The sequence below is a fragment of the Novosphingobium tardum genome (genome assembly GCF_042652045.1).
Classification (GTDB): domain Bacteria; phylum Pseudomonadota; class Alphaproteobacteria; order Sphingomonadales; family Sphingomonadaceae; genus Novosphingobium; species Novosphingobium tardum.
Window position 1 is genome coordinate 298,533 of the sequence record NZ_JBHSDR010000006.1, and the last position, 21,442, is coordinate 319,974.

Here is a 21,442-nt window from a genome sequence, read left to right on the forward strand (position 1 = left end):
CACCTGGAGCCATCATGCCTGAAGCCATCCTCGACGCCGACTTGCCAATCATCGACCCGCACCATCACTTGTGGGACCTGCGGCCGGTGCTCGGAAACTTCCCCGAGCCGCGCCACCGGTTCGTCGATTCGATCGCCCGGTCGCCATACTACACGTTCAACGAGCTGCTCGCCGACACCCAGACCGGGCACCGCGTCGTCGGCACCGTCTTCATGGAATGCGGTGCATTCTACCGTGCGGGCGCGAGCGAGGGATTCAAGCCAGTCGGCGAAGTCGAGTACGTCAATGGCGTCGCCGCACAGAGCGCCAGCGGGCTTTACGGCGAATTGCGGGCCTGCGCGGCAATCATCGGCCATGCGGACCTGACGTTGGGCGACCGGGCGCGGCCGGTGCTCGAAGCCCTGGCCGCCGCAGGTAACGGCCGTTTTCGCGGTATTCGCCATGCGGGGGCATGGGATGCCGATTCAGACGTCCTCGGCCCGCCGTTCCATGGCGGGCCCGATCTTCTCGCAAGCGATATGTTCCGCGCCGGTTTCGCGCACCTTGGCCAGATGGGATTGACCTTCGATGCCTGGGTCCTGGAACCCCAGATCGGCGATGTGACCGATCTGGCCCGCGCTTTTCCCGATACGCCGATCGTCCTCGATCACTGCGGCACTCCGCTCAACATCGCCAGCTACGCCGGCCGTCTCGACGAGAATTTCGCCCGCTGGCAAGGCTCGATCCGCGAGCTCGCGCGCTGTCCCAATGTCTCGGTCAAGCTCGGCGGCCTGGCGATGGCGTTCTGCGGGATGCCCGACGAAGGACCCGAAGCCGGCTGGTCGTCAGAGCGGCTCGCTCCGCTGTGGAAGCCCTATATCGAAACCTGCATCGAGGCATTCGGCGCTAACCGCGCGATGTTCGAGAGCAACTTCCCCGTCGACAAGTGGGGCGCCGACTACGCGACGCTGTGGAACACCTTCAAGCGGCTCGCGGCCGACGCCTCGGCGGACGAAAAGCGCGCGCTGTTCGCCGGAACGGCGGCGTCGTTCTATGGCATCGAAGGCATACTGCCCGACGCCTAGACCGGCTTGAGCGGGACGCGGATGGCGGGAGTGGATTCGAGCGTGATCGAGTCTCCGACCGCCACCTCGCCGCTTTCGATCACGATCGCCATGATCCCCGCCTTGCGGTTCAGAGTCTTGCCCGGCCCCTTCTCGAGCACGGCCTCCATGAGGCCGGGTGCGATCTGGTTCAGCTTGAAGCATGGATTGCGCAGGCCGGTAATTTCGATCAGCGCACCGCCCAGTCGCAGCCGCGCCCCTTGCGAAAGGTTCAGCAGGTCGATCCCGCGCGTCGTCACGTTCTCGCCCATCACCGCCGGGGCGACGTCAAAGCCCTTGCCTGCAAGGTCTTCGAACAATTCGCCGTGGATCAAATGAACCTGGCGCAAGTTCGGGACGGTGCGCTGCTTCACCCAGCGCGACCGATGCTGCATCGTCAGGCCGGCATGGGCATCGGCTTCAACGCCGAGCCCGGCTATCAGGCGCAGGCTATCGCGCCGGATCTTGCTGACCCGGTGGATGGCGTCGCTGGCGAGGGCGATAACGGTCGCTTCCATGCGAGGGCGCTAGCGGCTTTGACAGTTGCACGGAAGCTGCTTAAGCGAATTTAACCGCGCGATTAAAAGCGCTCAGACCTTCCAGGGAGATCTCATGGCATTGCCCGCCGGATTCGAAAATCTTCGCCTGCCCGTCATCGGTTCGCCGCTGTTCATCGTGTCGGGGCCTGAGCTCGTCATTGCCCAGTGCAAGGCCGGGATCGTGGGATCGTTTCCGTCGCTGAACGCTCGCCCGATCAGCCAGCTCGACGAGTGGCTGCACCGCATTACCGAGGAACTGAGCCAGCACAATCGGGAAAATCCAGAACGTCCCGCTGCGCCCTTCGCGGTGAACCAGATCGTGCACAAGTCGAACAACCGGCTCGAAGAAGACGTTCAGCTCTGCGCCAAGTGGCAGGTCCCCATGGTGATCACCTCGCTCGGCGCGCGCGAGGATATCAACAACGCGGTCCACGCCTGGGGCGGCATCGTGATGCACGACGTGATCGACGACCGCTTCGCCCGCAAGGCGGTCGAAAAGGGGGCCGACGGCCTCATCCCGGTCGCTGCGGGCGCCGGCGGGCATGCCGGCGGCCTTTCGCCCTTCGCGTTCATGCAGGAACTGCGGACCTGGTTCGACGGACCCATCGCGCTGTCGGGCGCGATTGCCCACGGCCGCTCGATTCTCGCCGCGCAGGCGCTCGGCGCAGATTTCGCCTATATCGGCTCCCCGTGGATCGCGACGGTCGAGGCAAACGCGACCGAGGGTTACAAGCAGGGGATCGTCGAGGCGAAAGCTTCGGACATCGTCTATTCGAACCTCTTCACGGGCGTACACGGCAACTACCTGCGTTCGTCGATCGTCAACGCGGGCCTCGATCCCGAGAACCTGCCCCAGAGCGATCCCAGCAAGATGAACTTCGGCTCTGGCGGCAATACCGAGGCCAAGGCGTGGAAGGACATCTGGGGTTCGGGCCAGGGTGTAGGCGCGGTCCATGCCGTGGAGTCCGTGGAAGCACGGGTGAACCGGTTGCACGCCGAATACTGCGAGGCCCGCGAAGCGCTGGCGGCAAAGTCGAAGTACTGAGCCCTCAGTCGGTAACGGTCCAGAGATCGTCCGTCAGGGCGTCCAGCAGCGCGAAGTCAGCTTCGGCGCGAAGCGGGTCCTTCAGGTTCAGCAGGCCTGCGCCGCGCCGCTCGGCCAGCAGGCGTCGGCGCAGAGCGCGCTGAAGCAGCGATATTCGCTGGACCACCTCGACCTCGCTGCTCGCCCGGCCCTGCCGCCAGCCCGCTTCGATGCCGCCTGCGCGCTCGACCACCAGTTCGTTGTACAACCGATGCGGTCCGCGGTGAAGCGGCAGCCCGGTTCTCAACGCCACGCGCTCGCACGAGGGAAGTAGCATCCCGTTCTCGCGGAAATCATGAAATCCCCGCCGGATGGTGCAGATACGATCCGCCATCCGCTGAAACCAGCGCAGGGCCAGAAGCTGGCGAGGAAGCAGGTGATGGCGCTGCAGGCCCGGCTCGTATCCGGGACGGTCGCGGCGGTTGACGGAAGCGAACGGTAATGCCGGCCGCTTCATGCCGGGAGTGAGCGCACGCGCAAGACTCTCGGTCCGTCAGGCTCGATCACCAGGGTCGTGCCATCGGCCAATTCCAGCGAAGTACGGTCCCTGACCGGCCCATGGGTAATCAGCCGGTCGATTACCCGGTTCGCCCGCTTGGCAACCTGCGCCCGCGTTTCGCCCGCGAACCCTGCAAGAGCAATCTCCTGGCCGATGAAGAAGGCAAGGCCAGTCGTGTGCAGCATTTCCGCTCCGTGAGCTCCATTTCCGTCGGCGGCTGCGAACGACATGCCCACCAGAAGCGGGGCGGGAAACGGCCCGCCCGCCAGCCATGAATCGACCAGCGCGATAAACCGCGCCGCAGGCAGGGCGAGCGGAACCTGCGAGGGCAACCATCCCGCCGCCTGGACCCCTTCGAGCCTGGCGACGATCGCGCCCAGTTGCAGAAGTCCGCGGACGACTGGGATCATCGCAGCCCCCGCGGCCAGATGCGGCCCCGGTCCCAATGTTAGCCTTGGCTCGGCCTCCTGCGGCCCGCCGACGCCAGCGAGACCCGCGAGATCGAACGTCATTCCGTTTACAAGCAGCTCGCACCAGCCCGCTTCGCCCGACGGAACGTGAGAAACGGCAAACTCCCCTGTTTCGGACGCGAGTCGCTCGATATCCTGGACGCGCGGAATGGCGCCGCCCGCAAAGGTCAGCGAAAGCAGCGCGCGCGCCTGCCCTTCCCCTTCAATACCCTGACCGATGACCCGTTGTCCCTAGACCCGTAAGCTAACGGGTTCTGGCATCAATAACGCGTCGTCGTCGAGTCCCGCGAAAAGGGTTGTGTCCGGATCGGACATTTTGGTCAGAACACGCCGAGCGCCAGACCTTGGGCCAAAGCGCCGCCCAGATCGGCGCAACGGTCCAGCTGCGCCTGATCGAGGGCTTTCGGCGCGAGAATCGCCTCCGGGGTCTGGGCTCCGAGATTGACGATCAGGCTGTCGGCAACGCGGCGCAGCCGCCACCCGGTCACGATCCGGTCAAGCTGGCGTTCGGCGCCCGTCCCGTCCGAACCAGCGGCGATGAGCGTTGCATAGGCCCTCCCCTCGATCCGGCCCAGCAACGGATAATAGAGACGGTCCAGCGCCTCCTTCATCATGCCCGACAGTGCGCCGAGATTTTCCGGGCAGGCGAAGAGATAGCCTCGCGCGCCAATCAGATCTTCCGCGGCCACGGCTTCGGCAGGGAGCAGCCGCACCGGGCCGATCTCCTGCGCCGCGGCATACGCCGCTTGCGCCATCGCGCGCGAAGCGCCGGTTCGGCTGTGCCAGATGATAGCAAGCATCGTAATCCCCTGGCACGCTTGGGCACCCGATCGCTGCCCAAAGATGGCCATGATGCCCTTTCCCCGCACTTCGACCAACCGATGCTTTCCTAGCTCCCTGCCATCGTTTAGCGCTCGTACGCATGAGCAGCATTCTGGGCATTGCGCGATCGCTGGGCGGGAAGGCCTGGCGCTGGCGCGGCGGCAACATGGACCTCGGCGCGGGAGCCGATCGGGGCGATCTGGGCGACGATCTCGTGACCCAGTTGCTCCTCGCGCGCGGAGTGTCACGTGACGATCTCGAGCGTCACCGCTCTCCCACGCTACGTGCATTCTTGCCCGACCCCTCGATCTTCCGCGACATGGATTGCGCCGCCGATCGCCTCGCGCAGGCGGTGCTGACCGGCGAGAGCGTGACGATCTTCGGCGACTATGACGTCGATGGCGCGACGAGCGCGGCGCTTCTTATCCGTCTTCTGCGCGATCTGGGCCTGGGCGCGCAGCATTATATCCCTGACCGCTTGCTCGAAGGCTACGGCCCTTCCGGCGAAGCGCTCGTCGCGCTTGCTCAGGGCGGCAGCAGCCTGATCGTGACGGTAGATTGCGGCGCGATGGCGCACGAGGCGCTGGCCATGGCGCACGCCGCGGGCGTCGACGTGATCGTCGTCGATCACCACAAGTGTTCGGACGAGCTTCCGGTAGCCGCCGCACTCGTCAATCCCAATCGGCTCGACGAGGCTGAGGAAGCCGCTGCGCACGGCCATCTCGCCGCCGTTGGCGTCGCCTTCCTGCTCGCGATCGCCACGGTGCGGACCCTTCGTACGCGGGGTTATTTTGGCGCACGGCCCGAGCCCGACCTGTTCGCGCTGCTCGATCTCGTCGCGCTCGGCACCGTAGCCGATGTCGCGGCGCTCCACGGGCTCAACCGCGCCATGGTGGCGCAAGGGCTGAAGGTCATGGCGCGGCGGGACAACATCGGCATGTCGGCGCTGATCGACGCTGCCCGGCTGACCCGCGCCCCCGCGTGCAGCGACCTTGGCTTCGCGCTTGGACCGCGGATCAATGCAGGCGGCCGCGTCGGTGAAGCCACGCTGGGCGTCCGCCTCCTGACGACCGAGGACCCTGACGAGGCCCGTGACATCGCCGGGAAGCTGAGCCGCCTCAACGACGAGCGCCGTGCGATCGAGGCGGAGGTCCAGGCGGCCGCAGAACTTCAGCTTGCCGCACAGCACAATCGGGCGGTGGTCGTCCTCGCCGGTCGCGGCTGGCACCCGGGCGTGATCGGAATCGTCGCCGGACGGATCAAGGAATCGACCGGGCGCCCTACGGTGATCGTCGCGCTCGACGACGACGGGACCCTCGGCAAAGGCTCAGGCCGGTCGATCACGGGCGTAGACCTTGGCGCCGCGATCATCGCCGCGCGCGAGGCGGGGCTGCTGGTGGCAGGCGGCGGGCACGCGATGGCGGCAGGGCTGACGGTTTCGGCCGACAACCTCGACCGCCTGCGCGACTGGCTCGACCAGCGACTGGGGCACGACGTCACTGCGGCTCAAGGCGCGCAGGCGTTGCTGCTCGACCTGTCGATTGCCCCCGGGGGCCTCACCCCCGAACTGGTGGACAAGCTCGAAAGCGCAGGTCCCTATGGCGTCGGCTGGCCCGGGCCCCGGTTGGCGGTGGGACCGCTCCGCATGGTGAAGGCCGATCTTGTCGGGACGGACCACGTGCGAATGATCGTTTCGGGAGATGACGGGCGTTCGTTCAAGGCGATCGCCTTCCGCGCGGCCGAGACGGAGCTGGGCCAGGCGCTGCTTCACGGTAGCAAGGGCCGGCGGTTCTGGCTCGCCGGACGCGCGAAGATCGATGACTGGGGCAGTCGCCCCGCCGCCGAACTCCATGTCGAGGATGCCGCCTGGGCCGACTGAGGCGATTGTGCGAGGATGCCCGCGCCAGAGTGCCGATCATGGGTTGACCCTCGCCGTTCCCGACCCTAAACGCGCGGGCCTGCCAGCGGCTCGTGCCGACCGGCCCCTTCGTCTAGCGGTTAGGACGCGGCCCTTTCACGGCTGAAACACGGGTTCGATTCCCGTAGGGGTCACCATTCGCCAGACGCTTGACCGCGTTACGCGATGGTCGGACAAAGCCAAGGCAACGCATGGCTCAAGGCCCCTTCGTCTAGCGGTTAGGACGCGGCCCTCTCACGGCTGAAACACGGGTTCGATTCCCGTAGGGGTCACCATCCGGTGTCTGCACCGGCTCGCCGCGCACGGCCCATCAGTGAGCCAACACGACTTTGGCGGCGCTACCCCGTGCCCCAGTCATTGGGACTGTCGTCGTTGATGCCAAGGCTCGTTCCCTGGTCGCGGATCATCAGGATTTTCTGCTTCACCGCCGCCGGATCGAAACCGTGTGCCCACCATGCCAGGGTGAGGACGGACATAAATATAGCAAAGTGCCGCAACATGTTCTTGTCCTGCTTGCGAACGTCGCAGCAAGCTAGGCGCGCACGGTAAACCCGTCTTTTTCAGACGGCATGAACGAACAGTCCAAACGGGCGTGCCAAATGCCTTAACCAACCCTGTTTGCGACGAGGTCGTCCACCACCGAAGGATCGGCGAGCGTCGACGTGTCGCCAAGGCTGCCCGTGTCGTTCTCGGCAATCTTGCGCAGGATCCGGCGCATGATCTTGCCCGAACGGGTCTTGGGCAGTCCGGGCGCGAACTGGATCGCATCCGGGGACGCGATCGGCCCGATCTCCTGCCGGACCCACTGGCGCAGCGTCTGCCGCAAGTCTTCCGAGCCCTGCTCGCCCGCATTGAGCGTCACGAAGGCGTAGATGCCCTGCCCCTTGATGTCATGCGGCATCCCGACGACCGCCGCCTCGGCAACCAGCGTGTGGGCGACCAGCGCGCTCTCTACCTCGGCCGTGCCCATGCGGTGGCCGGAAACATTGATCACGTCGTCGACCCGCCCGGTAATCCAGTAATAGCCATCCTCGTCGCGCCGGCACCCGTCGCCAGTGAAATAGGCACCGGGATAAGTGCTGAAATAGGTGGTGAAGAAACGCTCGTGATCGCCCCACACGGTGCGCATCTGCCCGGGCCAGCTTTTCGTGAGGATCAGATTTCCACTGGTCGCACCTTCGAGAACATGCCCTTCGCCGTCGACCAGCGCGGGATAGACCCCCGGCAGTGGCAGGGTCGCGCTGCCCGGCTTGGTCGGGACGGCGCCGGGCACGGGAGCGATCAGCGCGGCTCCCGTCTCGGTCTGCCACCAGGTGTCGACGATCTCGCACCGCCCCTCGCCCACGACGTCGTGGTACCATTGCCACGCCTCGGGATTGATCGGCTCGCCCACCGTGCCCAGCAGGCGAATCTGCGACCTGTCGTGCGCTTTGACGAAGCTGTCGCCTTCGCGCATCAGGGCCCGGATCGCCGTCGGCGCGGTGTAGAAGATCGTCACGCCAAGCCGATGGGCAGTTTCCCAGAAGCGGCCGTGATCGGGATAGTTCGGCACGCCGTCGAACATCACGGTCGAAGCGCCATTGGCGAGCGGGCCGTAAACGACGTAGCTATGGCCGGTGACCCAGCCCACGTCCGCGGTGCACCAGAACAGGTCGCCCGGCGTCCAACCGAACAACTGGTCGAAGGTCAGCGCGGACCACAACAGGTAGCCGCCCGTAGTGTGCAGCACGCCCTTCGGCTTTCCGGTGGAGCCCGAAGTGTAGAGGATGAAAAGCGGATCCTCCGCGTCCATCGGCTCGGGCGCGCAGTCCGCATCGACCGTTTCGCGGGCCTCATGGTACCAGACGTCGCGACCCTCGCGCATCGCCACTTGGCCGCCCGTGCGCCGCACCACGACGACGCTCTTCACGCCCGGGCAGCTTTCCAGCGCCTTGTCGGCATTGGCCTTGAGCGGAATGTGCTTGCCACCGCGCATGCCTTCGTCGGCGGTCACGAGGATGGTGGAATCGCAGTCACCGATTCGTCCTGCAAGGCTGTCAGGCGAGAATCCTCCGAAGACGACCGAGTGGATCGCACCGATCCGCGCGCAGGCCAGCATCGCCATTGCCGCCTCGGGGATCATGGGCATGTAGATCGTGACCCGGCAGCCCTTGCGGGCCCCATGAGCTTTCAGGACGTTGGCGAAGCGGCAGACCTCCGCGTGAAGCTCGCGATAGGTGAGCACCCGACCCTCGCCCGGCTCGTCGCCTTCGAAGACGATAGCCACGCTGTCGCCTTGCGTATCGAGATGGCGGTCGAGGCAATTCACCGAAAGGTTGAGCTTGCCGTCTGCGAACCAGCGAATTCCGAAATCGGCCTCGTCGAACGAGCTCTCATTGGCGCGGGTGGGGAATTGCAGCCAATCCAGCCGCCGCGCCTGGTCGAGCCAATATGATTCGGGATCGGCGGCGACGCGGGCGCGCGCCTCGGCCAGGGCAGCGGCATCGCGCGGAGTGTCGGGACGGCCCGGTTGCGGCGCTGTCATCGGGAAACTCTCCTTGGTTTTCGCCAGGGCCATTGCCAGCCGCCGTGCGATTGCGCATCTACGCGCCACTTGGTTCCGTCCTGCCATAACGAGGTTCGCGTGCGCAACTTTCCCAATCTCGTGATCGCCATCGCCTTGCTCCTCGGCGCCTGCTCGCGCGAGCAAGAAGAACATGAAGATGGCCACGACGAGGCCCCCGCTGCGGCCGAGCCCGCCTCCCTCGCGACGGCTGCCGCGACGCCCGCCGTTGCCAGCGCGGGGATGCCGCCCGCATCGTTCGGCAACTGCGCCATCTGCCACCAGGCTGCGCCTGACGGACAAAACGGCATCGGCCCCAACCTGTGGGGCGTCTATGGACGCAAGGCTGCAACCGGACCCTACGTCTATTCGCAGGCATTGCAGAAATCGGGCCTGACCTGGGACGATGCGACGCTGGATGCGTGGATCAAGAGCCCTCTCACCCTCGTTCCCGGCACGAAGATGAGCTTCACCGGCCTCGCCGATCCCGCCGAACGCGCGAAGATCATAGCCTGGCTCAAGACGGCGCGGTGACATTCGCTGAAGTCTGACAGCGGCGCGGGCACGCTTGCGTCGCCCCACGGGCAGCCTTATTGAGCGGCCGACCGCTGCGCCGTGCCTCGGCCTCCACGCCAATCAACCCGGACTGACAAATCGATGAAGGCCTCGAAGCTTCCCGTGCCGAGCGCCGTCATCGCCGTGCTTGGCGTCACCGGGATGCTGACGGCCGGAGCCAGTTTCTGGCTTTCGGCGGGGATCCTGCTTCTGTGGTTGGGCTCGCTGTGGTTGGCCCGTCCCGAACCTCAGCCGGAACGGCGCATGTCCGAGGGCGTGAACCTGACCCGGGGAACGATGGATTCGCTGATCGAACCGCTTGGCCAGCCGCTGATCCTGCTGGACCGCGAACGCATCACAATTGCCAATGCCGCGGCGCGCGAGGTGCTGGGCGCTCATATCGTTGGCCAGGATGCGCGCATCGCCTTGCGCCATCCTGCGGCCATCGCACTGCTCGAGCATGGCGGCAGCGGCAGCGCCAACGTCACCGGCCTGACCACGCCCCGGTCCATCTGGCAGGTCGCTCGGCGCCCGATCGACGAACGCTTTGCGATGCTGGAACTGATCAACCGGACGGCGGAAGCTGACATCAGCCGCGCCCACACTGATTTTGTCGCCAATGCGAGCCACGAGCTCAGCACCCCGCTGGCCTCGATCATCGGTTACATCGAGACGCTGATCGACGATTCCGGCAAGGTCGATCCGGCGACGGTCGACCGCTTTCATGCCACCGTCTTGCGCGAGGCGCGGCGGCTTCAGAGCCTTGTCCAGGACCTGATGTCGCTGTCGCGGATCGAGGCCGAAAAGCACGACCGGCCAAGCGAACAGATTGACCTGGGGCAACTCGCCGCCAGCGTGTCGAGCGAGATCGCCAATGTCGCGGGCGACGGTCGCCTGGTGATCGAATGGCCGCGCGAGCCGGCGATCATCCTCGGCGATCGGGGTCAGCTCGACCAGTTGCTGCGCAACCTGATCGACAACGCGCTCAAGTACGGCGATCCCGCGGAGCCTGTCGCGGTTACGGTAGAGCGGCAGGGCGAGCGCGTGACGTTGACCGTGGCCGACAAGGGCGAAGGCATCTCACCCGATCATCTTCCGCATCTCACCCGCCGGTTCTATCGCACGGATCCGGGACGCAGCCGCGCGGGCGGCGGCACCGGCCTTGGCCTGGCGATCGTCAAGCACATCGTCGAACGCCATCATGGAAGGCTGGACATCGCGAGCACTCCGGGCCGTGGAACCACGGTGACCGCGCGCTTCGATGCTGGCGATAATAGCGCTCCACAGCCTTCTGCCGCAGTGTCATGATAGCGTCACATGACTATCACAAAGGCCCGAGGGTGTTTCGTTCGCAAAGGCTGATTCCCATGTCCACAAAGCGTTTCCTCGCCGCTTCGACCGCTCTTGCCGCCTCCGTTTCGCTCGCCGCCTGCGGCGGGGGACAGACCACGTCGCGCGATCAGGTGCGGGCCGTCGGCTCGTCCACGGTGCTGCCTTTCGCGAAGGCAGTTGCCGAGCAACTCGCCCGCTCGAACCCTGACATCAAGGCCCCGATCATCGAATCGACCGGCACGGGCGCGGGGATGAAGTTGTTCTGCGCCGGCGTCGGCGCCCAGTTCCCCGACATCGAGGACGCCTCGCGCCGGATGAAGAAGTCGGAATACGATGAGTGCGCCGCGAACGGCGTGAAGGACATCGTCGAGATTCAGGTCGGGCTCGACGGCATCGCCTTTGCGTCGGCCACCGGCGGTCCCGACATGGCGCTCACCCCGACCGACGTTTACAAGGCGCTGGCAAAGACGCCCTTCGGCAAGCCCAACACCGCCAAGACCTGGAAGGACGTGAACCCCGCGCTCGCGGCAGAGCCCATCCTCGTTTACGGCCCGCCGTCGACCTCGGGCACGCGCGATGCGCTCAAGGAGCTTATCCTGACCAAGGGCTGCGAGTCCGATCCCGCGATGAAGGCACTCAAGGACACCGACAAGGAAAAGCACGACGCGTTCTGCGGCGATGTGCGCGATGACGGCGCCTATGTCGATTCGGGCGAGAACGACAACCTGATCGTCCAGAAGATCGAGGCCAATCCCAAGGCCATCGGCATCTTCGGCTACAGCTTTCTTGAAGAGAACCAGGATAAGCTGAAGGGCCTGACAATGAGCGGGATCGTGCCGACTTACGCCAGCATCTCGGACTTCTCCTACCCCGGCGCGCGTCCCCTGTTCATCTACGTGAAGGCCGCGCACCTCAATGCGATCAAGGGCCTTAAGGAATACGTCGCCGAATGGGCCAAGTCGTGGGGCAAGGACGGACTGCTGGCCAAGCAGGGCATGGTCGTGTCACCCGATGCGGTGCAGGCTTCGAGCGCGAAGATCGCGAGCGCCCTTACCCCGCTCGATCCGTCCGTACTCAAGTAAGCAAACCCGCGTGTCGCCAGCCGTCCTGATACTCCTGGCCCTCGGGCTTGGCCTTGTCGGCTGGCTGGCGGCACGTTCGCGGGCGTGGGCCTTCCGTCAGGGCGAGCGTCGCCCCGGCAGGATTCACTCGCTGCCGGCCTATCACGGCTGGTACGTGGCGCTGTGGGCGGCAGTACCGGCGGCGGCATTCGCGATTGCCTGGGCAATATTCAGCCCGCAGCTTGCGATCCAGTCAGTCCTTTCAGATCCGGCAGCAGCGTCGTTGCCCGCTTTCGGGATGGAGCGCGACACTATACTTGCCGAGGCTGCCGCCGCCGCCCGGGGCAATGCGTTCGGCGTGTTCAATGCCGCAGCCGATCCGCTCGTCGAGCCGTTCCGTCATGCATACGCGCTGTTCGGCACGATCGGCGTGGCGCTCACCCTCGTCATTGGATTCGCCGGCGGCGCCTTTGCTTTCACCCGACTGAAGCCTGAGTTTGCCGCCCGTACCCGGGTGGAGCGGGCGGTCATGGCGCTGCTCCTCGCCGCTTCGCTCGTCGCGATCCTGACCACGCTGGGGATCGTCGTTTCGCTGTTGTTCGAGACCATCCGGTTCTTCGGCATGGTCTCGCCGCTCGATTTCCTGTTCGGCACGCACTGGTCGCCCGATCCGATGAGCGCGCCGAGCGCCGGACAGGGCAAGGACTTCGGCGCCATTCCGCTATTCTGGGGAACCATCTTCATCGGCGCGATCATCGCCATGATCGTGGCGATCCCGCTGGGCCTGATGAGCGCGATCTTCCTCACCCAGTACGCCTCGCCCACCGTACGGCGCTGGATGAAGCCGATGCTTGAAATCCTCGCGGGGGTTCCGACCGTGGTTTACGGCTACTTCGCGGCGCTGACGGTCGCCCCCGCGATCCGCGATTTCGGGCAAGCCATCGGCATCGCCAGTGCATCGAGCGAAAGCGCGCTCGCCGCGGGCCTCGTGATGGGGGTGATGATCATCCCGTTCGTCTCGTCGATGGCCGACGACAGCATTGCGGCGGTGCCGCAGGCCATGCGCGACGGCAGCCTGGCGATGGGCGCCACCACCAGCGAAACCATCCGCCGCGTGATCATTCCCGCCGCGTTGCCGGGCATCGTCTCAGGGATCATGCTGGCGGTCAGCCGCGCGATCGGCGAGACGATGATCGTCGTCATGGCGGCAGGTGCCGCTGCCCGGCTTTCGGCCAATCCGTTCGAAAGCATGACCACGGTCACGTTCCAGATCGTCGCAATGCTGACTGGCGAAGGCAGCTTCGATCACCCCGCCACGCTAAGCGCATTCGCGCTGGGTATGGTCCTGTTCCTCGTTACGCTAGCGCTCAATTTCATCGCGCTGCGCGTCGTAAAGCGGTTCCGCGAAGCCTATGAGTGATCCCGCCGCTCCCGTTGCTGCGCCCGCCGACGCGCGTAGCGCGCTGATGAAGGCTCGCCTCGCTAAGCGCTATGCCGCGGAGCGCCGCTTCCGGCTGCTCGGCTTCGCCGCGATCGCGTTTTCCGGAATCGTCCTGCTTTACCTGCTCGTGACGATGACCGCGAACAGCATCGGCGGGTTCCAGCGGGCCGAAGTGACGGTGCCCATAGACTTGCGCACTTCGATGGTGACCTTCGACCCGCAGTTGCTCGGCCAGACCGACGCAGCACAGGCACTCGAGAATGCCGGCCTGCCGAAGGCAGTAAACGCCGCGGCGGTCGCGGCGCTCGGCCCCGAAGGCGCCGCGCAGATCAGCGATCAGGCATGGCGGGAAGTCGCGACCACGCTGGTGACCGATCCTGGCCTCCTGCGCCGGCCCTTCACCGCCTCGCTGCCGGCAAGCGACGACATCGCGGGGGCGATGCGGGGCAGCGGAACACCCGAGTTGCGCGAGCAGGCTCGCCAGCTCCAGCGCCAGGGCAAGCTCGCGTTCAAGTTCGACGCGGGGTTCCTCACGCGGTCCGATGCCACTAACCCGCAGCAAGCGGGCATCTGGGGAGCGCTAAAGGGCTCGATGCTCACGATGCTGGTCACGCTCGTCCTCGCCTTTCCGGTGGGCGTGCTGGCAGCGGTCTATCTCGAGGAATACGCGCCCCGGAACCGCTGGACGGATCTGATCGAGATTTCGATCAACAACCTCGCCGCGGTGCCTTCAATCATCTTTGGCCTCCTCGGCCTTGCGGTGTTCCTCGCGATTTTCCCGAACTATCGTTCGGCGCCCCTGATCGGCGGCATGACGCTGGCCCTGATGACGATGCCGGTGATCGTGATTTCGGCCCGCAACGCCATCAAGTCGGTTCCTCCCTCGATCCGCGACGGTGCGCTCGCGATCGGGGCGAGCCGGATCCAGACCGTCTTTCACCACATCCTGCCGCTAGCCCTTCCCGGCATCCTGACCGGCGCAATCATCGGCATGGCGCGTGCGCTTGGCGAAACCGCCCCTTTGCTGATGATTGGCATGCGCGCATTCGTCGCCACCCCTCCGGCGGGTTTTACGGCGCCTTCATCGGTTCTGCCGGTACAGATCTTCCTGTGGTCCGACGAGATCGACCGCGGCTTCGTCGAGCGGACCAGCGCGGCGATCGTGGTGCTGCTGCTGTTCCTGCTCGCCATGAACGGCCTTGCAATCTATCTGCGTAACCGGTTCGAGCAGCGGCGATAGAATGGACGCGATGACAACTCCTCCAGTGCCCCAGGTTACGCCGACCGCCGATCGCGTTGGAGGCGATGCCGCCAAGATGAGCGCGCGGCACGTCTCGGTGCATTACGGCGAAAAACGGGCGATCGACGACGTTTCGATCGACATTCCGCAACGCTACGTGACCGCATTCATCGGTCCGTCGGGCTGCGGCAAGTCGACCTTCCTGCGCTCCCTCAATCGGATGAACGACACGATCCCAAGCGCACGCGTCGAAGGCGAGATCCTTCTCGACGGCGAGGATATCTACACCTCCGGCATGGACGTCGTGCAACTGCGCGCACGCGTCGGCATGGTGTTCCAGAAGCCCAATCCATTCCCCAAGTCGATCTATGAGAATGTGGCCTACGGTCCGCGCATCCACGGCCTCGCAAACGGCAAGGACGAACTCGACTCCATCGTCGAGAAGTCCTTGGGCAAGGCCGGCCTGTGGGACGAAGTAAAGGACCGCCTGGGCGACAGCGGCACGGCGCTCTCGGGCGGCCAGCAGCAGCGGCTGTGCATTGCCCGCGCCATCGCGGTCGACCCCGAAGTCATCCTGATGGACGAGCCCTGCTCGGCTCTCGACCCCATCGCGACCGCGAGGATCGAGGAACTGATCGACGAACTGCGTGGGCGCTACGCCATCGTCATCGTCACTCACTCGATGCAGCAAGCCGCGCGGGTTTCCCAGCGGACCGCGTTCTTCCATCTCGGCAAGATCGTCGAGTACGGCCGCACCTCCGACATCTTCACCAATCCGCAGGAAGAGCGGACCAAGGATTACATCACCGGGCGCTACGGTTGACGCGCGAAAGGCAAGGCTGACGATGGTGGCTGAACATACGGTCAAGGCGTTCGACGAGGACATCACGCGACTGCGTGGACTGATCGCACAGATGGGCGGCCTGGCGGAAGTTTCCATATCCGACGCTATGGAAGCTCTCGTCGAAGGGCGCGAGGATCTGGCCCGCGAAGTGATCGAGCGCGACCGCAAGATCGACGCGCTTGAAGCCGACGTCGACCGTCTCGCCGTTCGCGTCCTGGCCCTGCGCGCACCGATGGCCGACGATCTGCGTGAAGTGATCGCGGCGCTCAAGATCGCCGGCGTGATCGAACGCATCGGCGATTACGCCAAGAACATCGCCAAGCGCGTCGGACACATCGCCCACCGCAAGAAGTTCGAGCCTTTGACCCTGCTCCCGGCGATGGCCGAGATCGCGAGCACCATGGTTCACGACGTGCTCACTGCCTATGCGGCGCGCGATGGGGCGGCGACGAGCGAGATCGTCCAACGCGACGCCAAGGTCGACGCCTTCTACGACAGCATTTTCCGCAATCTGGTCAGCCACATGGTGGAGAACCCGACCACGGTCAGCAGTGCGGCACAACTCCTGTTCGTCGCGCGCAATCTCGAGCGGATCGGGGATCACGCGACCAACATCGCCGAGCAGGTCCATTATGCCGCTACCGGCACCTACCTGCCCGAACGCGAGGAAGTAATTCCGCCCGCCTGAGGGGCCGAGGAGTCCAGATCATGCAATCGCCGCGCCTCCTGCTTGTCGAGGACGACCCTTCGCTTGCCGAATTGATCGAGTATCGCTTTCGCGGAGAAGGCTACGTCGTCCGGTCAACGGCCGACGGTGACGAGGCGCTGCTGCTAGCCTCCGAGGAAACTCCGGACCTGGTCCTTCTCGACTGGATGATCGAGGGAACGTCGGGGATCGAGGTCTGCCGGCGGTTGCGGCGCGACAAGGCCACCGCTCATGTCCCTATCATCATGCTGACCGCTCGCGGGGCTGAGGACGACCGCATCCGCGGCCTCGACACCGGGGCCGACGATTACGTGACGAAGCCCTTCTCGCCGCGCGAATTGATTGCCCGCGTCGGCGCGGTCCTTCGCCGCGTGCGGCCGGCGCTGGCAGGCGAAATGCTAACCGTTGGAGACCTGTCGCTCGAAACGACCGCGCACCGCGTTACCCGGGCGGGCCATCCCGTCGCCATCGGTCCTACCGAATTCAGGCTTCTGCGTCACTTCATGGAGCATCCGGGCCGGGTCTTCTCGCGCGGACAGCTGCTCGACGCCGTCTGGGGCACGGGCAGCGACATCGAGCTTCGCACTGTCGATGTTCACATCCGGCGCCTGCGCAAGGCGATCGACCGGCCGGGGCTGGCCGATCCTGTGCGCACTGTGCGCTCGGCGGGTTACGCGATCGAGGCGGTCTAGCTTCGGAGCGGCGCTAATACGTAACGCACCGTCGCAGGCTCATTGTCTACTAATCCAGTTGAGTTAATTTGAGACCGGTCGCTCATCGCTGGCGGCCGCCCTCAAAGGACTCGAACCATGAACGTCCCTCGTTCGAACAGTGTCTATCACCCTGATCCCAGACCACTCGTTCTGACCGTCCCCGGGCTCGCCGGCAGCGGCCCCGCGCACTGGCAGTCGCACTGGGAAGCGGCGCGCGAGGATTGCCAGCGCGTCAATCTCGGCGATGTCGACGAACCGCGACGCAACCAGTGGGTCACCCGCCTTAATCTGGCTATCGAGCGGGCGCGGCAGCCTGTCGTGCTGGCCGCGCACAGCCTGGGCTGCATGGCCGTTGCCTGGTGGGCGGAGTACGAGCGTCCAGAATGGTGCGAGAAGGTCGTCGGCGCGCTCCTGGTTGCACCGCCAGATGCGGATGCCGCGTCGGACAGGCGGCTGCTGCGCTTCGCTCCTGTGCCGCTGCTTCCGTTGCCGTTCCCGTCGATCGTCGTGGCGAGCAGGAACGATCCCTATGTGCCGCTGGGGCGCGCACGCCAGCTTGCCGGGTTGTGGGGCAGTGACTTCGTGGATGCGGGCGACCTCGGCCACATCAATGCGCATTCCGGACTGGGCAGCTGGATGCCGGGCCAGAAGCTTCTGGCGCGTCTTCTTGGCTGGCGCGGCAGCTCGGGGAAATCCGAAGCATTCGTGGCCACGGAACCGCCTGCAAGGCAGGCAGACCTTTCGCTCTGATGGCGGAGCGGTGGATGGAGGGATCCGCCGCTTCAGCTCGTCGCATCGGGGGGAACCGATCAAAGGTGCCGGGGTTATTCCGGAAGTCGCGCTGTCCTGCCTTGGCGGGGGCGTTTTCGGGGATCTTTGCCGTGACGGTACTCTCGCTCTTCGCCCTCGTGGTCCTGGTTGCCTGTATGGTTCGGCTGGTTTCAGTCCAGCGTCGCCATCGCGGTCGCCGGCATCCGCGCTTGATCGAAATGTCGGGCAAGCCGGATCAGCCCCGCTCGATGCGCCGCATCATCCTGATGGATTGATCTCGGCGAGCTCTCCCCGAAAGATTCAATGGAAATCGCGTGAATTGGGAAGAACGCGCGGGATGATCCGTACATCGCGCGGATGACCCTGGACGAACCCGCAATCGCGGTTGCCCGGTCCCGGCGCCTCGAACGGCTCGGCCGGAGCGAAGCGCGACGGAAGCGGGTTGTTGCAGTGGTCGGCGCGCGCGATCGTTGTCGGCAGAAGATCGTCCGACAACGCGTGGAGTGCATGAGTGGCGTCGGTCAGGTGGGCCGCGATCACGTGGATCACCTCGTCGTCGTACTCCACCCTGCCGCGCACTTCCATCAGCCGCGCGCCCATCACCACCTTGCGCTGGCGCTCCATCAGGTCGGGCCAGATCACCAGATTGGCCACCCCGGTCTCGTCCTCCAGCGTGATGAAGCACACCCCCTTGGCGCTGCCCGGGCGCTGGCGGATCAGGACCACGCCCGCGACCTGGACGATGGAGCGGAACTTGCGCGCGCGCAGGTCGCAGGTGCGGACAAATCCGCGCTCGGCCAGCGAAGGGCGCAGGAACGCCAGCGGATGGGCTTTGAGCGACAGGCGCTGGGTCTGGTAATCGGCCACCACTTCTTCCGACAGAGGCATCACGGGCAGGCGCGTCGCCTCGGGCTCGGCGCCTTCGTCGCGCGCGTCGGCCGCCTCGAACAGCGGCAGGCCCGCGCCGCCGATAAGGCTGCGCGCATCCCACAAGGCCTGGCGCCGCGACAGGGCGAGCGAGGTGAACGCGTCCGCTGCGGCAAGCCGCTCGACCAGCGCCGGGGTCAGCCCTCCCCGTGTGCGCAGTTCGGCCACGTCGGCAAAGCGTCCGCCCTCCTCGCGCGCGGCGACCAGCAGCGCCGCCGCATGTTCGGGAAACCCGTCGATCTGGCGGAGACCAAGGCGCAGCCCCAGATGGCGATCCAGCGACTGCCCCGACGCGCCCTGACTATGCATCCTGGGCAGGCTCTCCAGCGTACAGTCCCACTGAGAATGATTGATGTCGGGCGGCAGCACGGCGACCCCGTGATCGGCGGCATCGCGCACGATCTGCGCCGGCGCATAGAATCCCATCGGCTGCGAATTGAGCAGGGCGCAGGCAAAGGCCGCGGGATAGTGGCACTTCAGCCAGCTCGAGACATAGACCAGATGGGCAAAGCTGGCCGCATGGCTTTCGGGAAAGCCGTATTCGCCGAAGCCGCGGATCTGGTTGAAGCAGCGCTGGGCAAAATCGCGGTCGTAACCGCGCGCCACCATCCGCTCGACCATCATGTCCTGGAGTTCGTCGACCATCCCCCGGCTGCGGAACGTCGCCATCGCCTTGCGCAGGCGGTTGGCCTCCAAGGCCGAGAACTTGGCCGCATCCAGCGCGATCTTCATCGCCTGTTCCTGGAAGATCGGAACCCCCAGCGTCCGCGCGAGGATCGAGGAAAGCTCGTCGGGCGGCCCATGCGCCGGACCCGGCGCCGGGATCTCGACCATTTCCGCGCCGCGCCGGCGCTTGAGATAGGGGTGGACCATATCGCCCTGGATCGGCCCGGGACGCACGATCGCGACCTGGATGACCAGATCGTAGAATTCGCGCGGGCGCAGGCGCGGCAGCATGTTCATCTGGGCCCGGCTCTCGACCTGGAACACCCCCAGCGAATCGCCCTTGCGCAGCATCGCGTAAACCTCGGGATCCTCGCGCGGGACGCTGGCAAGGTCGAGCGCGCGGTCGTGATAGGCTTCCAGCAGGTCGAGGCACTTGCGGATACAGGTCAGCATGCCCAGTGCCAGGACATCGACCTTGAGGATGCCGAGCGCGTCTATGTCGTCCTTGTCCCACTCGATGAAACTGCGCTCGGGCATCGCGCCGTTGCCGATCGGTACGGTCTCGGTCAGCGCCCCGTGAGTGAGAATGAACCCGCCCACGTGCTGCGACAGGTGCCGCGGCATCCCGATCATCTGGTCGGTCAGCCGCAGCACGCGGCGCAGGTGCGGGTCGCTCAGGTCCAAGCCGATCTCGGCCACGTGCTTTTCGCCGATTTCGCGGCCATGCCCGCCCCAGACGGTCCGCGCGAGAGCGCTGGTCACGTCCTCGGACAGTCCCATCGCCTTGCCCACCTCGCGGATCGCCATGCGCGGGCGGTAGTGAATCACCGTGGCGCACAGGCCCGCGCGATGGCGGCCATAGCGGCGGTAGATGTACTGGATCACTTCCTCGCGCCGCTCGTGCTCGAAATCGACGTCGATGTCGGGCGGCTCCTTTCGCTCTTCCGAAATGAAACGGTCGAACAGCAGTGCGTGCTTGGCCGGGTCGACCGATGTGATCCCGAGACAGTAGCAGACCGCTGAATTGGCCGCGCTGCCCCGCCCCTGGCACAGGATCGGCGGATCGCATCCCCGCGCGAAATCGACGATGTCCTTGATGGTAAGGAAGTAACACGCCAGCTCCAGCTTGCCGATGAGGGCAAGTTCGCGGCGCAGGGTGTCGGCCACGCTTTCAGGCACGCCGGCGGGATAGCGCCCCGCCGCGCCTTCCCAGGTCAGGCGGTCGAGCCAGGCCTGCGGATCGAGGCCCTCGGGACAAATTTCCTCCGGATATTCGTAGCGCAGCTCCGCCAGGCTGAAGGTACATGCGTCGGCAACCTGGCGCGCGGCGGCGATGGCATGCGGCCAGCGGGCGAACAGGCTGGCCATCTCCTGGGGGGACTTGAGGTGGCGCTCGGCGTTGGGCGACAGGAGGTGCCCGGCGGCCGCCACCGTGGTCTTGTGGCGGATCGCGGTCATCACGTCCTGCAGCGGGCGCCGCTCGGCCGCATGGTAAAGCACGTCGTTCGTCGCCAGCAGACCCAGCCCGGCGGCGCGGGCGAGCGCATCTAGCCGGTCGATCCGCGCCACGTCGTCTCCCCCATAGAGGTGGCTGGCGGCGACATGGCGCAGGCTGGACAGCCGCGTGGCGAGATGGGGCAGCAGTTCGGCAAAAGCCGCGGTGACTTCCACCTCCTGCCCCGCAGGAGCATCGCCGCCCAGCACCACCACATTGCTGGGCACGCCTATCGTGAAGGGCCGGTCGAGATCGGCCGGGGGGATCAGAATCAGCTGCACCCCCTCCTGCTCTCCTGCCAGCATCGCCAGCGAGATGTCGCACACGCCCTTGTCCTGCCATCCGCCGTCGAGCGTTCCCATCCGCCCCGCCGAGATCAGGCGGCAGAGCCGGCCATAGGCCGAGCGGTCCACCGGGTAGGCGAGGAACGCCAGTCCCTCGACCGTCTCGATCCGGCAGCCGATCACCGGGCGCAGGCGCAGCGTTTCCGCCTCGGAATGAAGCCGCACGATCCCGGCGAGTGAATTGATATCGGCAATGCCGAGCGCGTCGTAGCCCAGCGCCCGCGCGGTGAGCGCCAGGTCGACCGCGTCCGACGCCCCGCGCAGGAATGAAAAGCAGCTTGCCACCCCCAGCTCGACGAACGGCGCGCGTTCGGGCTGAGTCACCTCATCAGAATCGAGCTCGATCCGGCGGCGGGGAACAAGAAGATCGTTCTCGGGCATAGGCCGCAGG

At 65.9% G+C, this 21,442-nt stretch carries 20 protein-coding genes and 2 tRNA genes; 15 read left to right on the forward strand and 7 right to left on the reverse strand.

The window, feature by feature from the left end:
* Positions 1–14: 14 nt before the first annotated feature.
* Positions 15–1,064, forward strand: a complete 1,050-nt coding sequence (locus tag ACFO0A_RS09415) for an amidohydrolase family protein (protein WP_379538755.1) — start codon at positions 15–17, stop codon at positions 1,062–1,064.
* Here ACFO0A_RS09415 and ACFO0A_RS09420 read toward each other — a convergent pair.
* The gene (locus tag ACFO0A_RS09420; protein WP_379538756.1) at positions 1,061–1,600 is read right to left on the reverse strand and encodes an MOSC domain-containing protein; all 540 of its coding nucleotides are present in this window, start codon (positions 1,598–1,600) and stop codon (positions 1,061–1,063) included. The two genes, ACFO0A_RS09415 and ACFO0A_RS09420, sit on opposite strands and share 4 nt — an antisense overlap.
* Positions 1,601–1,694: 94 nt before the next feature.
* Here ACFO0A_RS09420 and ACFO0A_RS09425 point away from each other — a divergent pair, with 94 nt between their 5' ends.
* Positions 1,695–2,666, forward strand: coding sequence for an NAD(P)H-dependent flavin oxidoreductase (locus ACFO0A_RS09425; RefSeq protein ID WP_379538757.1), 972 nt, complete (start codon positions 1,695–1,697; stop codon positions 2,664–2,666).
* Positions 2,667–2,670: 4 nt separating this feature from the next.
* Here ACFO0A_RS09425 and ACFO0A_RS09430 read toward each other — a convergent pair whose 3' ends face one another.
* From ACFO0A_RS09430 to ACFO0A_RS09440, 3 genes are all read right to left on the reverse strand, one after another.
* The gene (locus ACFO0A_RS09430; RefSeq protein WP_379538758.1) at positions 2,671–3,162 is read right to left on the reverse strand and encodes an AHH domain-containing protein; all 492 of its coding nucleotides are present in this window, start codon (positions 3,160–3,162) and stop codon (positions 2,671–2,673) included.
* Positions 3,159–3,614, reverse strand: coding sequence for a hypothetical protein (locus ACFO0A_RS09435; protein WP_379538759.1), 456 nt, complete (start codon positions 3,612–3,614; stop codon positions 3,159–3,161). Before ACFO0A_RS09435 ends, ACFO0A_RS09430 begins: the two co-directional genes overlap by 4 nt.
* 380 nt (positions 3,615–3,994) lie before the next feature.
* Positions 3,995–4,474, reverse strand: coding sequence for a flavodoxin family protein (locus ACFO0A_RS09440; RefSeq protein WP_379538760.1), 480 nt, complete (start codon positions 4,472–4,474; stop codon positions 3,995–3,997).
* A 122-nt stretch (positions 4,475–4,596) separates the two neighbouring features.
* Between ACFO0A_RS09440 and recJ the strand changes: the two genes are divergently transcribed.
* The 3 genes from recJ to ACFO0A_RS09455 all read left to right on the forward strand — a co-directional run bounded on the left by recJ (position 4,597) and on the right by ACFO0A_RS09455 (position 6,689).
* Positions 4,597–6,375 carry a single-stranded-DNA-specific exonuclease RecJ gene (gene recJ, locus ACFO0A_RS09445; RefSeq protein WP_379538761.1) on the forward strand — a complete coding sequence of 593 codons (1,779 nt, stop codon included), beginning with the start codon at positions 4,597–4,599 and terminating at the stop codon, positions 6,373–6,375.
* Between the two features lie 101 nt (positions 6,376–6,476).
* A tRNA-Glu gene (locus ACFO0A_RS09450) sits at positions 6,477–6,551 on the forward strand.
* A gap of 63 nt (positions 6,552–6,614) precedes the next feature.
* Positions 6,615–6,689, forward strand: a tRNA-Glu gene (locus tag ACFO0A_RS09455).
* A gap of 63 nt (positions 6,690–6,752) precedes the next feature.
* On the opposite strand, the gene ACFO0A_RS09460 is transcribed toward ACFO0A_RS09455, so the two are convergent.
* Positions 6,753–6,890, reverse strand: a complete 138-nt coding sequence (locus ACFO0A_RS09460) for a hypothetical protein (protein ID WP_379538762.1) — start codon at positions 6,888–6,890, stop codon at positions 6,753–6,755.
* A gap of 128 nt (positions 6,891–7,018) precedes the next feature.
* Complete coding sequence (acs, locus tag ACFO0A_RS09465) at positions 7,019–8,938, reverse strand: acetate--CoA ligase (RefSeq protein ID WP_379538763.1); 1,920 nt, start codon at positions 8,936–8,938, stop codon at positions 7,019–7,021.
* Between the two features lie 99 nt (positions 8,939–9,037).
* Here acs and ACFO0A_RS09470 point away from each other — a divergent pair, with 99 nt between their 5' ends.
* The 10 genes from ACFO0A_RS09470 to ACFO0A_RS09515 all read left to right on the forward strand — a co-directional run bounded on the left by ACFO0A_RS09470 (position 9,038) and on the right by ACFO0A_RS09515 (position 17,894).
* Positions 9,038–9,490 carry a c-type cytochrome gene (locus ACFO0A_RS09470; RefSeq protein ID WP_379538764.1) on the forward strand — a complete coding sequence of 151 codons (453 nt, stop codon included), beginning with the start codon at positions 9,038–9,040 and terminating at the stop codon, positions 9,488–9,490.
* A 123-nt stretch (positions 9,491–9,613) separates the two neighbouring features.
* On the forward strand, positions 9,614–10,819 hold the full coding sequence (locus ACFO0A_RS09475; protein ID WP_379538765.1) for a sensor histidine kinase: 1,206 nt from the start codon (positions 9,614–9,616) through the stop codon (positions 10,817–10,819).
* A 59-nt stretch (positions 10,820–10,878) separates the two neighbouring features.
* Positions 10,879–11,925, forward strand: coding sequence for a substrate-binding domain-containing protein (locus ACFO0A_RS09480; protein WP_379538766.1), 1,047 nt, complete (start codon positions 10,879–10,881; stop codon positions 11,923–11,925).
* 10 nt (positions 11,926–11,935) lie between these two features.
* Complete coding sequence (gene pstC / locus ACFO0A_RS09485) at positions 11,936–13,324, forward strand: phosphate ABC transporter permease subunit PstC (RefSeq protein WP_379538767.1); 1,389 nt, start codon at positions 11,936–11,938, stop codon at positions 13,322–13,324.
* Complete coding sequence (pstA, locus tag ACFO0A_RS09490) at positions 13,317–14,585, forward strand: phosphate ABC transporter permease PstA (protein ID WP_379538768.1); 1,269 nt, start codon at positions 13,317–13,319, stop codon at positions 14,583–14,585. The genes pstC and pstA overlap by 8 nt, the downstream gene beginning before the upstream one ends.
* Before the next feature lie 76 nt (positions 14,586–14,661).
* Positions 14,662–15,408 (forward strand): phosphate ABC transporter ATP-binding protein PstB, encoded by a 747-nt coding sequence (gene pstB, locus ACFO0A_RS09495; protein WP_379539638.1) that lies wholly within the window; start codon positions 14,662–14,664, stop codon positions 15,406–15,408.
* 22 nt (positions 15,409–15,430) lie between these two features.
* Positions 15,431–16,117 carry a phosphate signaling complex protein PhoU gene (phoU, locus tag ACFO0A_RS09500; protein ID WP_379538769.1) on the forward strand — a complete coding sequence of 229 codons (687 nt, stop codon included), beginning with the start codon at positions 15,431–15,433 and terminating at the stop codon, positions 16,115–16,117.
* A gap of 20 nt (positions 16,118–16,137) precedes the next feature.
* Complete coding sequence (phoB, locus tag ACFO0A_RS09505) at positions 16,138–16,827, forward strand: phosphate regulon transcriptional regulator PhoB (protein WP_379538770.1); 690 nt, start codon at positions 16,138–16,140, stop codon at positions 16,825–16,827.
* Positions 16,828–16,944: 117 nt separating this feature from the next.
* The gene (locus ACFO0A_RS09510) at positions 16,945–17,598 is read left to right on the forward strand and encodes an RBBP9/YdeN family alpha/beta hydrolase (RefSeq protein WP_379538771.1); all 654 of its coding nucleotides are present in this window, start codon (positions 16,945–16,947) and stop codon (positions 17,596–17,598) included.
* Between the two features lie 131 nt (positions 17,599–17,729).
* The gene (locus ACFO0A_RS09515; protein ID WP_379538772.1) at positions 17,730–17,894 is read left to right on the forward strand and encodes a hypothetical protein; all 165 of its coding nucleotides are present in this window, start codon (positions 17,730–17,732) and stop codon (positions 17,892–17,894) included.
* Between the two features lie 25 nt (positions 17,895–17,919).
* Here the strand turns inward: ACFO0A_RS09515 and ACFO0A_RS09520 are convergent, their stop codons facing one another.
* Positions 17,920–21,432 (reverse strand): error-prone DNA polymerase, encoded by a 3,513-nt coding sequence (locus ACFO0A_RS09520; RefSeq protein WP_379538773.1) that lies wholly within the window; start codon positions 21,430–21,432, stop codon positions 17,920–17,922.
* Positions 21,433–21,442: the final 10 nt, after the last annotated feature.